The organism is Desulfobaculum xiamenense (assembly GCF_011927665.1).
Taxonomy (GTDB): Bacteria; Desulfobacterota; Desulfovibrionia; order Desulfovibrionales; family Desulfovibrionaceae; genus Desulfobaculum; species Desulfobaculum xiamenense.
Genome location: NZ_JAATJA010000002.1, coordinates 379,283 through 394,403, shown reverse-complemented (window position 1 = coordinate 394,403; position 15,121 = coordinate 379,283). Strand labels below are relative to the sequence as shown.

Here is a 15,121-nt window from a genome sequence, read left to right as displayed (position 1 = left end):
GCCGGGCGCTGCCCGGACCCGGTCAAGGGGGTGACCCCCTTGACAATCCTCACTAGGGCTTCGTCGCTCAAAGCCGCACGGCTCGCCAAGGGCACCCACGTTTATCGCAGATCGGGGTTCCAAGGGGCCAGCGGCCCCTTGGCCGGCGGAGCCTACGTCTCGCACCCGTCAATGAACGATACGGCTGGCAACTGCGCCCGTGCGCTACGCCACGCGCTCGCCACCCGCCCTAAAAGCCCTCTTCGAGCGGCGGGCTGACCAGTGCGCCCTGCGGCTGCGCCGCGAGCGGCGCGTCCGAGGGTTCGAGGTGCACGTGGCGGTCGTTGACGCGCAGGCGTCCTTCGGCCAGCCACTTGATGGCCTGCGGATAGATGCGATGCTCGTAGGCGAGGATGCGCTCGCCGAGGGCCGCGCCGTCCTCGCCCGCCATGACCGGCACGGCGGCCTGAATGATCACCGGGCCGTTGTCCATGATCTCGTCCACGAAGTGCGCGGTGCATCCGGCTATTTTCACGCCGTAGGCTGCGGCGTCACGCTGACCGTGCACGCCGGGGAAGCTCGGCAGGAGTGCCGGATGGATGTTCACGATGTTGGGCGCGAACTCGCGGATGAACATCGGCGTCAGCAGCCGCATGAAGCCCGCCAGCACGATGACCTCCGCGCCGTGGGCGCGGATGATGCGGATCATTTCGCGGTCGAAGTCCTCACGCGAGGCAAAGGCGGCGTGCTCCACCACCGCGGTGGGGATGCCATGCTTGCGCGCCCGCTCGATGCCATTGGCATCGGCCCGGTTGGACAGGACCAGCCGGATTTCCGCGTCGATCCGGCCCGCCTCCACAGCATCGATGATGGCCTGGAGGTTGGACCCGCCGCCGGAAACCAGAACCGCTAAGGGCAGGGACATTCGCGTGCTCCTTGTTGCTGCGTGAGCCGTTGGCCTAGGCCTCAGCCAGTGCCCGCGCCAGCGCGGGGATGGTGTAGTCCTCGGGCTGGATGTCGGGAGTGAAGCCGAAGCCTTCGAGAGTCTTGGCCGTGACGGGACCGATGCAGGCCAGTTTCACACGGGGCTGATGCTTCCGCAACTCGTCCGGGGGCAACAGGCGGAAGAAGTTCTCCACGGTGGAGGAGCTGGTGAAGGTCACGAAATCCACTTCGCCCGCTTCGAGGCGCTTCACGAGGGCCTCGGGGCCGCTCTCGTTGAGACCGGTCTCGTAGACGGGCAGGATGCGCACCTCGGCGCCGACCTTGCGCAGTTCGTCGGGCAGCACCTCGCGGGCTACGCGCGCACGGGGGACGAGCACCTTGGTGCCCTGCCCCACGCCACGGGCGATAAGCCCCTCCACCACGTGCTCGGCGACGTACTTGTCGGGCACGAAGTCCGCACGGATGCCGCGCAGGGCGAGTTCCTCGGCCGTGGCGGGACCGATGGCCGCCACCTTGCGTCCGCCGAGGACGCGGGTGTCGAGATTCATGGATTCGAGCACGTTCCAGAAATGCCGGACGCCGTTGACGGAGGTGAAGACCACCCAGTCGTAGCTGTCGATGCCACCGATGGCCTCGCGCACCTCGGCATAATCCGGCAGCGCATTGATGCTGATGGTGGGGAACTGCATGACGCATGCGCCCTGTTCGCGCAGGATGTCGGCAAAGCCGCTGGCCTGCTCGCGAGCGCGGGTGACCACGACGCCCTTGCCCAGAAGCGGACGCTTCTCGAACCAGTTGAGCTTGTCGTGCAGGGAGCACACGCTGCCGACCACGATGATGGACGGAGCCTGAAAATTGCGGCGTGCCGCCTCGTCGGCCACGTTCTCCAGCGTGGAGACCATGGACTCCTGATTGCAGCGGGTACCCCAGCGCACGAGGGCGACGGGGGTCTTGGGATCGCGACCGCCGGAGATGAGACGCTCGGCGATCATGGGCAGGTTCTTCACGCCCATGTAGAACACGAGGGTGCTCTCGCTCTTGGCGTAGACGTCCCAGTTGTGTCCGGTGCGCTCCTTGGTGGGGTCCTCGTGGCCGGTGATGAAGCAGACCGAGGTGGTGTGCTCGCGGTGGGTCACAGGAATGCCCGCGTAGGCGGGCGCGGCCACGCCAGCGGTCACGCCGGGCACGACCTCGAAGGTCAGACCTGCGGCAATGAGTTCCTCGGCCTCCTCGCCACCGCGTCCGAAGACGTAGGGGTCACCGCCCTTGAGCCGGGCGATGGTCTTGCCCTCGCGGGCGCGCTCCACCAGAAGGTCGTTGATCTTGTCCTGCGGCAGGGTGTGATCGCCGCCCTTCTTGCCCACGTAGATGATCTCGGCACCGGGCTTGGCGTAGTTCAGGAACTCGTCGTTGGCGAGATAGTCGTAGACCAGGATATCGGCGGTCTCCAGAATCTCCTTGGCCCTGAGGGTCAGAAGCCCCGGATCTCCGGGTCCCGCGCCGATGAGATACACGTCTGCCATTCTGGCTCCTTTGCAGATGACTGCGGCAACAGGGGTGCGCCCCGTCTGGGTTCGAAATGCTGCGACGCGACGGAAAGCGCCCACGGACACGCCGCATTGCGCGGCCCCGCAGTACGTGACCGGGCACCCCGGCGTGCGCCGGGATGCCCGGTTGGCATTCCTGTCATGTCAAAGGCGGCGTCCCGTGGGGCACGCCGCCGGAGAGCGGCTCGGCCTAGGCCATGGCGTCGCGCAGACGCTGCTGAAGCCGAGCGAGCTTTTCCTTCTTTTCCTGGAGTTCAGCGGCCTTGGCACGCTCACCCTCGACCACCTCGGCCGGGGCGTTCTCCACGAAGGAGGTATTGGCAAGCTTCTTCTCGATGCCCGAGAGCACCTTGTCCACCTTGCCGAGTTCCTTGTCCATGCGCGCCAGTTCGACATCGAAGTCCACCGCGCCGATGAGCGGCACGAAAACCTCGTTGCCGGACACCACATGCGAGGCGCAGGCCTTGGGAGCGACGACGTCGGTCCCGGCGGTGACGCTCTGCACGCGGGCGAGGGCCACGATGAGGTCCTGATGATCAATCAGGAAGTCGCGGGTGGCGTCGTCGGTGGTGCGCACGAGCACGTCGAGGGGCAGGGACGGCTTGATGTTCAGCTCGCCACGGATGTTTCGCACGCTGACGATGACATCCTGCAGAAGCTGCATGTGCTCCACCACACCGGCCATGCGGCACTCGGGACGGCGCTCGGGATAGCGCTCGCTGGCGAGGTCGGCGTCCTCGTGTCCGGGCAGGGTGGCGTAGATCTCCTCGGTGATGAAGGGGATGATCGGATGGGCGAGGGTCAGCAGTTCGCTCAGCACGGTGTGCAGGACCTTCTGCGTCATGGCCTTGCGGGCCTCGTCCTCGCCGTTCAGGTCGCCCTTGATCATTTCGAGGTACCAGTCGCAGAACTCACGCCAAGTGAAGTTGTAGATCGCCTGCGCGGCATCGTTGAAGCGGTAGCCCTCGATGGCCTCCTGCACGGCGTCCTTCACTTCCTCGATGCGAGTGAGGATCCAGCGGTCGGCCACGCTCGATGCGTCGCGCACGTCCACGGCCGGAACTTCCTCGGGGAGGTTCATCATGGCGAAACGTGCGGCGTTCCACATCTTGTTCATGAAGTGGCGGTAGCCCTCGATGCGCTCCTCGGCGAGCTTCACGTCGCGGCCCATGGCCGCCAGCGCGGCGAGAGTGAGGCGCAGGCTGTCCGTGCCGTACTTGTCGCACATGATGAGCGGGTCGATGACGTTGCCGGTGGACTTGGACATCTTCTTGCCTTCGCCGTCACGGACGAGGGCGTGGATGTACACGTCGTTGAAGGGCACCTTGTCCAGGAAGTGCAGGCCCATCATCATCATGCGGGCCACCCAGAAGAACAGGATGTCGAAGCCGGTGCTCAGGCAGGACGTGGGGTAGAACTGTTCCAGTTCGCGGGTCTTGTCCGGCCAGCCCATGGTCGTGAAGGGCCACAGGGCGGAGGAGAACCAGGTGTCGAGCACGTCCTCGTCCTGCACGAGGCGGCTTGCGCCGCACTTGGGGCAGGTGGTGGGATCCTGACGGGACACGACAAGCTCGCCGCACTCCTCACAGGTCCACGCCGGGATGCGGTGGCCCCACCACAGCTGGCGCGAGATGCACCAGTCGCGGATGTTGTCGAGCCAGTGGAAATAGGTCTTGTTCCACGACGCGGGGTAGATCTTGGTACGTCCGTCCTCGACGGCCTTGGCGGCCTCTTCGGCGAGGCTCTTCACGGCCACGAACCACTGGGTGGACACGAACGGCTCGATGACCGTCTTGCAACGGTAGCAGTGGCCCACGTTGTGCTCGTGCTCGTCGATGCGCACGAGATGACCGGCCTCTTCGAGCATGCCGATGATCTTCTTGCGCGCATCGGGGCAGGTCATGCCCGCGAACTCACCGGCCTTCTCGTTGAGAGTGCCGTCCTCGTTGAGGATGGAGATGACTTCGAGGTTGTGCTTGCGGCCAAGCTCCCAGTCGTTCATGTCGTGGGCGGGGGTCACCTTCAGGCAGCCGGTGCCGAACTCACGGTCGACGTACTTGTCGCCGATGATGATGAGGCGGCGGCCCACCAGCGGCAGGATGGCGTACTTGCCAATGAGGTGATTGAAGCGCTCGTCCTCGGGATGCACGGCAATGGCCGTGTCGGCGAGCATGGTCTCGGGACGGGTGGTGGCGATGGTGATGTCGCCGGAGCCGTCTTCGAGCTTGTAGGTGATGTAGTGCAGGGCACCCTTCTCGGCGGAGTGATCGACCTCGTCATCGGCCAGCGCGGTGTTGCAGCGCGGGCACCAGTTGACGATGTAGTCGCCCTTGTAGATGAGGCCCTCTTCGTAGAGCTGCACGAACACCTCACGCACGGCGCGCGACAGGCCCTCGTCCATGGTGAAGCGCTCGCGGGTCCAGTCCACGGAGCAGCCCAGGCGGCGAATCTGGTTCAGAATCTTGCCGCCGTACTCCTCCTTCCACTCCCACACGCGCTCGATGAACTTCTCGCGGCCGAGATCCTCGCGCTTGAGGCCTTCGGTGGCGAGCTTACGCTCGACGACGTTCTGGGTGGCGATACCCGCATGGTCCATGCCGGGAACCCACAGCACCTTGCGGCCCTGCTGCCGGTTGTAACGGCACAGGATATCCTGCAGGGTGAGGTTCAGCGCGTGGCCGATGTGGAGCTGGCCGGTGACGTTCGGCGGGGGAATGACGATGGAATAGGGCTGGCCCTCGGCGTCCACGTCGGGGGTGAAGGTCTTGTTCTCTTCCCAGTAGGCGCGCCAACGGGACTCAACGTCCGCGGGCTCGTAACCTTTGGGCAGGGTCTTTGCTGCCATGGCGATTATCTCCTCGTCTTCACTTCTTGACGTAATTTCCGTAGATTCTCCCCGTCCGGGGAACGCGCCCGTTCATACACGGCCCGCAGATGGGATTCAATGACCATGTTGCGGAGCTGAAATCGCCGCAGCGAACGCGGAAGGCTCCGCCCGGACAAGCCACCGCGGAACAGCGCGGCACCACAGCCTAATGAGCACACACGCAATGTCAAGCATCTATATATACTGGGACGAGTCGCACCTGTGGGGTCTTCTGGCCTGGAGAGCCATCAAATCGTGGGGGTTGCCGCATCGTCTCGTACGCGGCGACGAAATCGCGGACGGCCTTCTTTCTGCCGAACCGCCCCTCATGCTGCTGGTTCCCGGCGGTTGGGCCCGGGCAAAATACGATCACCTCGGCGAGCAGGGCGTCTCCGAAGTCCGCAGCTACATCCGCCACGGCGGCGTGTACATGGGCTTCTGCGGCGGCACCGGCCTCGCCCTCACCGGGCCCTACGGTCTCGGCCTGTGCCCGTGGAAGCGCCGCGCCTTCACGGATCGCCTTCAGCACGCATGCAGCGGGCACATGTTCACCCGCCTCGGCGAACGCGGCGGCCTGACCCCGGACGTTCTGCCCGAGCGGCCGCTCATCCCCGTGTGGTGGCCCGCCCGCTTCGAGTACCAGCCGCGCGACGACGTGCGCGTGCTGGCCACCTACGAGGCTCCCGGCCCGGATTTCTGGGTGGCGGACCTGCCGCTGGACAGCATGCCCAAGCAGCCGCTGGCCGACCTCGAAACCCAGTACGGCATCCGCATCTGGCCGGAATTCATGACCGACCAGCCCTGCATCATTGAAGGCAATTTCGGCAAGGGACGCTATCTGCTGTCCTACGCGCACCTCGAAACGCCCTCATCGCCCGACGCCAACCTCTGGTTTGCGCATATCCTGCAGCGCCTGACGGGCCTGTCCCCCGCCGTAGGCTCGCCCTCGGTCCTGCCCGCGTGGAATCTCGACAGCCTCGAGCGCCGCTGGCCGGATGCTGCGGGCGGAGAGGCACTGGCCGCGGCCAAGGCCGCCCTCGAAGAAATCATCGCCCTCGGCATGGACCACCTGCTCATCTTCCGGCGCAACTCGTGGCTTCTGGGCTGGCGGCGCGGCATCCCCGGCGCGTACATCAATTCGCTCTACTCCATGGCCTGTCAGGCCCAGAACCTCGTGCCCACGCCCGAGGCCGAGGCCTACTGGAAAAACCACTGCGACGCCTTCCTCGAAAATCTCGACATGTTCAGCCACGGGCTGGCCGGATACCTGCTGGCCGAGCGGCTGGCCATGAGCGTTCCCGAATCGTCCGGCGACATCCCGAGCGACAGCCTGCGCGAGCAGCGCACCGCCCTCTTCGGCCAGCACATGCAATACGGCGGACTCTTCGCCAAGCTCGCCCGCGTGCTGGACAAGCTGCTCTGGCTGGCCCTTCGCGACGGAGGAGACTGACCCGGCGCAGCGCGCCACGAACCATAACGCCCGGCAGCGGGCACAGCGGGAGGTCCGCGTGTTTTCAGACAACCGCCCCTACACCCTCGACCGTGTCGTACGTCTTGCCCTGTCGGCGGGCGTCCTCGCTGCCGGGGTCTGGCTGCTGAACCTTCTGGCCGACGCGCTCATCCCCTTCGTCGTGGCCCTCGTTCTGGCATACCTGCTCAACCCGCTGACCGAGGTCATCGAACGCCGCATCGGCAATCGAGCCACGGCCGTCGTCGCCGCCCTCACCCTCGTGGGGGCGGCCATCTGGCTCGCCCTGTGGCTGCTCACGCCGGTCATCACTGGCGAAATCCGCCACATGGCGCGGCTCGTCGCCGAAATGGCCGACGGCTCCACCCTCGACCACAAGGCCCTGCAAAGCCTGCCCCCTGAACTCTGGCAGGCCGTCAAGGACACTCTCGCCCAGCAGAACGTGCGCGACATCCTCGCCTCGCCCGACGTCCTCTCCCTCGCACGCACCGTCCTTTCCAAGCTCCTGCCGGGGATGTGGGGAATCATGCAGGGCGCGGCCAACGCGCTCTTCGGCGTGGTCGGTCTGTTCGTCATCCTGCTCTATCTCGTGTTCCTGCTCATCGACTACCGCCGCGTACGCGAGGGCTGGACCCAAGTCATCCCGCCCGCCCGCCGCGAGGGCGTCACCGCCTTCATCGACGAATTCAGCACCGCCATGAGCCGCTACTTCCGCGCGCAGGCCGCCGTGGCGGGGCTCGTGGGCGTCCTGTTCGCCATCGGCTTCGGCCTCATCGGCCTGCCGCTTGGCATTCTCCTCGGCCTGTTCATCGGCCTGCTCAACATGGTGCCCTACCTCCAGATCGTCGGCTTCATCCCGGCCCTCGCCCTCGGCATCGTCCACGCGCTGGAGACCGGAACCCCCATCTGGACCGAAACCGCCCTCATCCTCACCGTGTTCGCCGTGGTCCAGATCATTCAGGACGCCGTGCTCACCCCGCGCATCATGGGCAAGGTCACCGGCCTGTCGCCAGCATTCATCCTGCTGTCGCTGTCCATCTGGGGCCAGCTCCTCGGGATGCTCGGCCTGCTCATGGCCATCCCCTGCACCTGCCTGCTCTGGGCCTACTGGCAACGCTACCTCGGCACACTCACCCCAGCCGCAGCACCCGCGCCGCCCGACAGCGACGCCTGACGGCACACGGGGCGCTGTGGCGCTGTGGCCAGCCGTATCGGTCTTTGCCGCATGCAAGCCGTAGGCTCCGCCGGCCAAGGGGCCGCTGGCCCCTTGGAACCCCGACATGCGATGGACGTGGGCGCCCTTGGCGAGCCGTGCGGCTTTGAGCGACGAAGCCCTAGTGAGGATTGTCAAGGAAATCATTTCCTTGACTGGGGTCCGGGGCAAAGCCCCGGCCGCCGGAGGCATCCCTCCCGCCCCCACGCCCGGCCGCCGGAGGCTTTTCCCCCCACACGTCAAACGTGAAAAAGGGGCGGCATCCGTCGGATGCCGCCCCTTGTCGTTTCGATATGGCGCAGGTGCGAAATGCGGCGTCAGTTGCCGTTTTCGCGGTCGTCGATGATGCGGCGGGTCTTGCCGAAGGAACGTGGCAGGCTCCCGTGATCAACGATCTCGATCCCGGCGCGAGCCATGAGTTGCTTGTGCATCACGCCGCCAACTGCGCGAGCGAGATCGGCGTCGCCACCGGAATGCGCATCACGGGCACGCTCGATGGAGATGGTCATGTTGTCGCGGCCTTCGACGCGGCTGAGGCGGACCTGATATTCCGAGGACACGCCGGGGAAGCCTTCGAGAACGGCGGCGATCTGACCGGGGTAGATGTTCACGCCACGGAAGATAATCATGTCGTCGGAGCGGCCCATGATCTTATCGTGGCGCGGCATGGTGACGCCGCAGGAACAGGTTCCGGGGATGAGCCGCGTGAGGTCGTGGGTGCGGTAGCGCACGAGGGGCGCGGCCTCCTTGCGCAGGGAGGTGAGGACCAGCTCGCCCACCTCGCCGGGGGCGACGGGCCTGAGCGTCTCGGGGTCGATGATCTCGGCGATGTACATGTCGGCCCAGTAGTGGATACCCTCGTGGGCCGGGCATTCGAGACCGGCACCGGGACCGTAGAGTTCGGTCATGCCGGAGATGTCGAAGCTGTCCTCAATGCCGAGAAGCTCCTCGAAGCGGCGGCGCATCTTGGGCGTGTGGGCCTCGGAACCAAAGATGCAGGTGCGCAGGCGCAGCTTGTCGCGCAGGCCGTGCTTCTCGACTTCCTCGCCCATGAGCAGCGCCATGCTGGCCGTGGAGCACATGCAGGTGACGCCCATGTCCGTGAGGAGCTGAAGCTGCATGTCGAGGTTGCCGGGGCCGACGGGAACGGCCATGGCACCGAAGTGCTCACAGCCAAGCTGGAAGCCGACGCCCGCCGTCCACAGGCCGTAGCCCGCGCAAATCTGGATGCGGTCGAGCCGGGAGAGCCCGGCCAGCTCGAAGCAGCGGGCCATCATGTTCTTCCAGTCGTTGACGTCCTTTTGCGTGTAGCAGAGCACCTTGCGCTTGCCGGTGGTGCCGCTGGAGGCATGGATGCGCACCACTTCCTCCTCGGGCACGGAAAGCAGGGGGAAGGGATAGCCGTCGCGCAGGTCCTCCACCGAGGTGAAGGGCAGATGCTGGAGGTCGTCGAGGCTCTGCACACCCGCCGGGTCGATGCCCGCCTCGCGGAATTTCGCGGCGTAGGCAGGGCTTCCGGCCGCTGCATGCTGCACCGTCCACTTGAGACCGTTGAGCTGGGTGTCGCGGATCTGTTCCTCGGAAAGAAGCGGAATGAAACGGTCCTTGTACTGCATACGCCGCAGTCTCCTTTGACTTGCAATGGGGCGCAAGCGTGTTCGCGCTTGTCCGAACCCCTAAAATTCATTAACGATCACGGCAGGAGTGCCCGAACCGGGAGACAATGCCTCAATTCAGGCCGCCGTTCAACCTCGGACCCAACACGGAATTGCGCATGGACCTCTATCTGCATGCATTCCAGGGGCTGGCCCTCGTACTGGGCCTGTGCCTCGGAAGCTTCTACAACGTCTGCATCCACCGCACGCTCTCCGGCGAGACCGTGACCAATCCGCCACGTTCGAAATGCCCAAAGTGCGGGCACTTTCTCGCATGGTGGGAAAACGTTCCCCTCGTCAGCTACCTGCTCTTGCGCGGTCGCTGCCGCCAATGCCACCTGCCCATCAGCCCACGCTATCCGATGGTGGAGGCCCTCACCGGCGTCGTTGCGCTGGCACTGGCGCTGCGCTTCGGCCCCGGCCCGCAGTGGGCCGTGCATATGGCCTTCACGGGCCTGTTCATCGTGACGAGCTTCCTCGCCTTCGACACGCGGATCATGCCCACGCGGTCCCTGCTCATCGGCGCGGCTGCGGCCCTCGTCGTCGCTCCCACGCTGCTTGGCGTTCCCCTGCGGGATTCGCTCTTCGGCGTAGCGGTGGGAGCCGGACTGTTTTGGGTCCTGCGCCTCGGCAGCGCACGCCTGCGCTCCGGGCAATGGCTCGGCGTGGGGGACATGGCGCTCGTCGCGCTTGCGGGAGCGCTCCTCGGCGTGGGACTCTTGCCCCCGGTCATCGCGCTTGGCGCGGCGCTCGCAGGGCTTGCCGCATTGGTTGGCAGACGCGGGGCAGAAGAATCCGCGAAGGCCCCCCTGCCCTTCGGCCCCTTCCTATGCATCGCCATAACGGCGGGCATCCTGTGGGGCCACCGCTGGCTCGCCCTTCTCGGCTAGCCAAACGAGGGCGGGGCGCACAGGCCGCCCCGCCTCGCGAAATCCGAACGCCCGCTCACGCGCGCGCCGGACGCCTTCGGGCCTAGCGCCCGGTCCAGACCTTCATGAATTCCCCGGCGCTACCACCGCCACGCAGGTGGGTGATGAGCGAACTGCCGAAAACCGCCGCGTCCGGCTTCTCGGCCATGGCCGCAAGCTGGTCCGGCGTTTTCAGACCGAAGCCGAGGGCCACGGGGATGTCAAAGCAGGCCCGCGCCTCGGCGATGGTACGCGCCACATCGCCGGAGATGTCCACCCGCTCGCCGGTGACGCCCATCACGCTAACCACGTAGCAGAAGCCGCCGAAGCCCTTGGTGTAGAGCTTCATGCGCTCGGCGGGGGTGTTGAGGCCCACCAGCGGCACCAGCGCGATGCCAGTGTCCGCCAGTGCGGCCCGCAGGTCTCCAGACTCCTCGAAGGGCAGGTCCGGGACGATGAATCCGTCCACCCCGGCGCGCGCGGCGTCCTTGGCGAGGCGCTCGTAGCCGTAGCGGAAGAAGGGATTCACGTAGCCCATGAGCACGATGGCCGCCCGAATGCCTGCACGCCGCCCTTCGAGTTCGGTCAGAATCCACGACAGGGTCACGCCGCGTTCGATGCACTCCAGCGAGGCCTGCTCCACGGTTGGGCCGTCGGCCACCGGGTCCGAGAACGGCACGCCGATCTCGATGACGTCCGCCCCGGCGGCGTCCAGCTCGGCCAGCACGTTCCAGAACTCTTGAAGCCCCGGAAAGCCCGCCGGGATGTAGGGGATGAGCGCGGTGCGGCCCTCGGCCCGCGCCTGCCGTATGCTCTGCGTCAGTTTCGATTCCTTCATGTTGTATCGCTCCACTGCGGCCATGCCGCGAAAGGTGTGAGCGGTTCCCGCGCCTACGCGCCGAGTCCCGCGATGATGCCGAGGTCCTTGTCGCCACGTCCGGAAAGGCAGACCACCACGTTGCTTCCGCGCTCGAAGGTGTCCGCGTTCTCAAAGACGTAGGCCAGCGCATGGGACGATTCGAGGGCGGGGATGATGCCCTCGCTGCGGCACAGCCGATGGAAGGCGCGCAGGGCCTGATCGTCGGTGACGCTCACGTACTCCGCGCGGCCCGAGGCATCGAGGAAGGCGTGCTCCGGTCCCACGCCGGGGTAGTCCAGCCCGGGTGCCACCGAATGCGAGGGCAGAATCTGCCCGTCTTCGGTCTGCAACAGCTTGCTCTTGGTGCCGTGCAGCACACCGTCGGTCCCCTGCGTCACGGTGGCGGAATGGTAACAGCCCGCCTCGCCGGTTCCCGCCGCCTCCACGCCCACCAGACGCACCTCTCGATCCTCCACGAAGGCATGGAAGATGCCGATGGCGTTGGAGCCGCCGCCCACACAGGCCACCACGGCGTCCGGCAGGGTGCCGAACTTCTCCACGCTCTGCTGACGCGACTCGTGCCCGATGACGGACTGGAAATCGCGCACCAGTTCGGGGAAGGGATGGGGACCGACCACGGAGCCGATGCAGTAGTGCGTGGTCGCCTGCTCGGCGATCCAATGGCGCAGCGCGGCGTTGATGGCGTCCTTGAGGGTGCGGGTTCCGCTCTCAACCGGGCGCACCTGCGCGCCCAGAAGCTCCATGCGCCGCACGTTGTGGGCCTGACGCTCCACGTCCGTCGCGCCCATGTAGACGATGCACTTGAGGCCGAGCATGGCCGCCGCCGTGGCCGAGGCCACGCCGTGCTGGCCCGCCCCGGTTTCGGCCAGAAGCGTTTCCTTGCCCATGTGGCGGGTCAGAAGCGCCTGTCCGATGGTGTTGTTGATCTTGTGCGCGCCGGTGTGGGCGAGGTCCTCGCGCTTGAGCCACACATTCACGCCAAGCTCGCGCGAGATGTTGCGGCACAGGTAGAGCGGCGTGGAACGGCCCACGTAGTCGGCCAGAAGCTGCGCATAGTCCGTGAGAAAATTGCGCGAACGCACGATGGTCTGCTGCGCCTCCTCCAGCTCACGAAGCGGCGGCATGAGCAGCTCGGGCACGAACTGCCCACCGAAATCGCCGAAGTATCCCTTCTTCATCCGATGCATCCTCCAGACCCGCGCGGTGCGTCCGCGCGGGGGTCGTTCGTTTCGTCAAACGTGCGGATGAGGCGTATCGCCTCGCGCACGAGGGTTTCATCCTTGATGCCGGGGGCGCTTTCAAGCCCGGAGTTGAGGTCGAAGCCGTCGGGCGCGACCAGCCGCAGCGCCTCGGGCAGCGTGCGCGGCGACAGCCCACCGGCCAGAAGCCACGGCACCGGCGCGCGAAGCGTGGATAGCGCCGCAAAGTCAAGCGTACGCCCGTGCCCACCGCCTGCGGTTCCCGCGTCCAGAAGCGCCATGGTCATGCACTGCGCATACTGCGCCATCTCCGCCGCAAGCCCCGCCACATCCGCATGGCGCTGCGGGCGAAACACGCGAATCACACGCCCCGGCCCCACGGCGCGGCAGCACTGCGGATCGTGCTCCCCGGCCAGTTGAGCGTAATCCAACCGGGCGCGGTCCATGATGTCCCGCACCTCGGCGGCGTCCTGCTCCACGAACACGCCCACGCGCAGGGCGCGCCCCGTGTCGATCTGCGCCGCGTTGCCCGGCTCTATGAAGCGCGGGCTGGCCGGATGGAAGATGAAGCCGACGAGGTCCGCCCCATGGCGGACACAGGCCTCGGCGTCCACCTGCCTCGTGATGCCGCACACCTTCACCAGTAAACGGCGCGGCGTCATGTCTCGCCCTCCCCGGACCGCAACCGCTCCAGAGCGCCCGCCGGGTCGCCGCCCTCCATGAGCGAGGTGCCGACGAGCACGGCGTCATAGCCTTTCGCAGCCATTTCCGCGACCTCCGCGTGGCGGGTGATGCCGCTGGCGCTGATCCATATCTCGCCGGGAATGCGCCGCGCGACCATCGCGCGCGACACGTCGAGGTTCACGGCCAGCGTATCCAGATCGCGATTGTTGACCTGAATCACCCGCGCCCCGGCCTGCCGTGCACGGTGGAGGTCCGCCTCGTCGAAGATTTCGGTCACGGCGGTCAGCCCCAGTTCGCGGCACAGGGGCACCAGCAGGGCGAGGCGCTCCACCGGCACCATCCGCGCGATGAGCAGCACCGCCGAGGCGGGCGTGGCCGCCGTGCGCCGCACCTGCAAGGGGTGCAGGATGAAATCCTTGCGCAGAAGCGGCAGCCCGCAGCCTGCAGCCTCGTCCAGAAACTCCAGCCGCCCGCGGAAATGCTCCTCTTGCGTCAGGACGGATACCGCCGCCGCGCCGCCCCTGGCGTAGGCCATGGCCACGTCCGCCGCCCGCAGTTCGGGGGCGATGTCCCCCCGGCTCGGCGAGGCGCGCTTGTATTCGGCGATGATCGCGCCCGGTCCCCGCCGCAGCAGCGATTCCACGAAGGACGGACGTTCCCCAGCCCATGGCGCGGGGAAATCCCCCGCCGCCGCCAGCGCCTCAAGCGCCGCAATCTCGGCCTGTTTGGCTTTCGCGAAGGCATCAAGCATGGAGCACCCGCTCCCCGGCTCCGGCGGCCAGTGCCGCACGCGCCGCGTCCATGGCCTGCGCCATGTCCATGCCGTCCTCCAACAGATGCACGCACATGCCGACGTTCAGCGCCGCCATGTCGCGCATGGCCTCGGGTCCGCCGCCGGCCAGCACCTCGCGCAGCACGGCCACGGCCTCGTCGCGTCCGGTCACGGCCACGGCCTCCGGCGCGTGCCGCGCGAAACCGTAGTCCGCTGGGTCAAACTCCGCCTCGCGCAGCCAGCCGTCGCGCACCTCCACCATCCGGTTCACGCCGAAGGGCGTCAATTCGTCGAAGCCCCCGGCCCCATGCACCACCGCCGCCCGGCGCACGCCGGTATTGGCGAGCACTGTGGCCATGCGCAGCAAAAACTGCGGCAGCGCCACGCCGAGAAGCTGATGCGTGGGCCGCGCCGGGTTGAGCAGCGGACCCAGCATGTTGAACAGCGTCCGACAGCCGATTTCCTTGCGCACGGGCATGATGTGCCGGAACGCCGGGTGGTACTCCGGCGCGAACAGGAACGCGAAATTGCAGCGTTCCAATTCCCCGGCAACGGCCTCGGGCTTCGTGGTCAGGGACAGGCCCACGGCCTCCAGCGCGTCCGCGCTGCCGCAGGTGCTCGACACCGACCGGTTGCCGTGTTTCACCACCTTGTAGCCCATGCCCGCCAAGGTCAGCGCCACCACCGTGGAGCAGTTGAAGCTGCACGTCGCGTCGCCGCCGGTGCCGCAGGTGTCGATGCGCGCTCCGCTCAAGCCCGGCACCAGCCGCGCATGCGCAAGGGCCGCATTCACCGCTGCCGTCAGTTCGCGGGCCGTCTCGCCCTTGGTCTTGAGCCCCATCAGGAAGGCCCCAGCCTGCGCCGGACTCATGGTCCCGTCCATCAGCCGCCGAAAGCTCTCGTCCGCCATGTCCTGCGGCAAATCCTTGTGAAAGGCCAGAAGCTCCAAGACCTCCGCCATGTGCATTCCCTTCGCGTCCGTTGTCTGCGTCATCGTCATCGTCA

At 66.8% G+C, this 15,121-nt stretch carries 12 protein-coding genes; 3 read left to right on the top strand and 9 right to left on the bottom strand.

What is annotated here, in order from left to right; all coding sequences use genetic code 11:
* Positions 1-229 precede the first annotated feature (229 nt).
* The 3 genes from purN to GGQ74_RS09670 all read right to left on the bottom strand — a co-directional run bounded on the left by purN (position 230) and on the right by GGQ74_RS09670 (position 5,316).
* Positions 230-904, bottom strand: coding sequence for a phosphoribosylglycinamide formyltransferase (gene purN / locus GGQ74_RS09680; RefSeq protein ID WP_167941355.1), 675 nt, complete (start codon positions 902-904; stop codon positions 230-232).
* A 34-nt stretch (positions 905-938) separates the two neighbouring features.
* Complete coding sequence (gene cobA / locus GGQ74_RS09675) at positions 939-2,447, bottom strand: uroporphyrinogen-III C-methyltransferase (protein WP_167941354.1); 1,509 nt, start codon at positions 2,445-2,447, stop codon at positions 939-941.
* A gap of 214 nt (positions 2,448-2,661) precedes the next feature.
* Entirely contained in the window at positions 2,662-5,316 is a 2,655-nt protein-coding gene (locus GGQ74_RS09670) for a valine--tRNA ligase (RefSeq protein WP_167941353.1), read from the bottom strand.
* Between the two features lie 205 nt (positions 5,317-5,521).
* Here GGQ74_RS09670 and GGQ74_RS09665 point away from each other — a divergent pair, with 205 nt between their 5' ends.
* Together GGQ74_RS09665 and GGQ74_RS09660 are read left to right on the top strand one after the other, a co-directional pair.
* The gene (locus GGQ74_RS09665; protein WP_167941352.1) at positions 5,522-6,787 is read left to right on the top strand and encodes a BPL-N domain-containing protein; all 1,266 of its coding nucleotides are present in this window, start codon (positions 5,522-5,524) and stop codon (positions 6,785-6,787) included.
* Positions 6,788-6,845: 58 nt separating this feature from the next.
* The gene (locus GGQ74_RS09660) at positions 6,846-7,979 is read left to right on the top strand and encodes an AI-2E family transporter (RefSeq protein WP_167941351.1); all 1,134 of its coding nucleotides are present in this window, start codon (positions 6,846-6,848) and stop codon (positions 7,977-7,979) included.
* Positions 7,980-8,335: 356 nt separating this feature from the next.
* On the opposite strand, the gene GGQ74_RS09655 is transcribed toward GGQ74_RS09660, so the two are convergent.
* Entirely contained in the window at positions 8,336-9,634 is a 1,299-nt protein-coding gene (locus tag GGQ74_RS09655; protein WP_167941350.1) for a phenylacetate--CoA ligase family protein, read from the bottom strand.
* Positions 9,635-9,741: 107 nt separating this feature from the next.
* Between GGQ74_RS09655 and GGQ74_RS09650 the strand changes: the two genes are divergently transcribed.
* Positions 9,742-10,563, top strand: a complete 822-nt coding sequence (locus tag GGQ74_RS09650; RefSeq protein ID WP_167941349.1) for a prepilin peptidase — start codon at positions 9,742-9,744, stop codon at positions 10,561-10,563.
* 82 nt (positions 10,564-10,645) lie between these two features.
* Here GGQ74_RS09650 and trpA read toward each other — a convergent pair whose 3' ends face one another.
* From trpA to trpD, 5 genes are read right to left on the bottom strand one after another with little or no spacing between them, the layout of a single operon-like run.
* Complete coding sequence (trpA, locus tag GGQ74_RS09645) at positions 10,646-11,419, bottom strand: tryptophan synthase subunit alpha (protein WP_167941348.1); 774 nt, start codon at positions 11,417-11,419, stop codon at positions 10,646-10,648.
* Positions 11,420-11,472: 53 nt separating this feature from the next.
* The gene (gene trpB / locus GGQ74_RS09640) at positions 11,473-12,639 is read right to left on the bottom strand and encodes a tryptophan synthase subunit beta (RefSeq protein WP_425338090.1); all 1,167 of its coding nucleotides are present in this window, start codon (positions 12,637-12,639) and stop codon (positions 11,473-11,475) included.
* Positions 12,636-13,322, bottom strand: a complete 687-nt coding sequence (locus GGQ74_RS09635; protein WP_167941346.1) for a phosphoribosylanthranilate isomerase — start codon at positions 13,320-13,322, stop codon at positions 12,636-12,638. Before GGQ74_RS09635 ends, trpB begins: the two co-directional genes overlap by 4 nt.
* Positions 13,319-14,095, bottom strand: coding sequence for an indole-3-glycerol-phosphate synthase (locus GGQ74_RS09630; RefSeq protein ID WP_167941345.1), 777 nt, complete (start codon positions 14,093-14,095; stop codon positions 13,319-13,321). The genes GGQ74_RS09635 and GGQ74_RS09630 overlap by 4 nt, the downstream gene beginning before the upstream one ends.
* Positions 14,088-15,116, bottom strand: coding sequence for an anthranilate phosphoribosyltransferase (gene trpD, locus GGQ74_RS09625; RefSeq protein WP_245168228.1), 1,029 nt, complete (start codon positions 15,114-15,116; stop codon positions 14,088-14,090). Before trpD ends, GGQ74_RS09630 begins: the two co-directional genes overlap by 8 nt.
* Between the last annotated feature and the right edge of the window lie 5 nt (positions 15,117-15,121).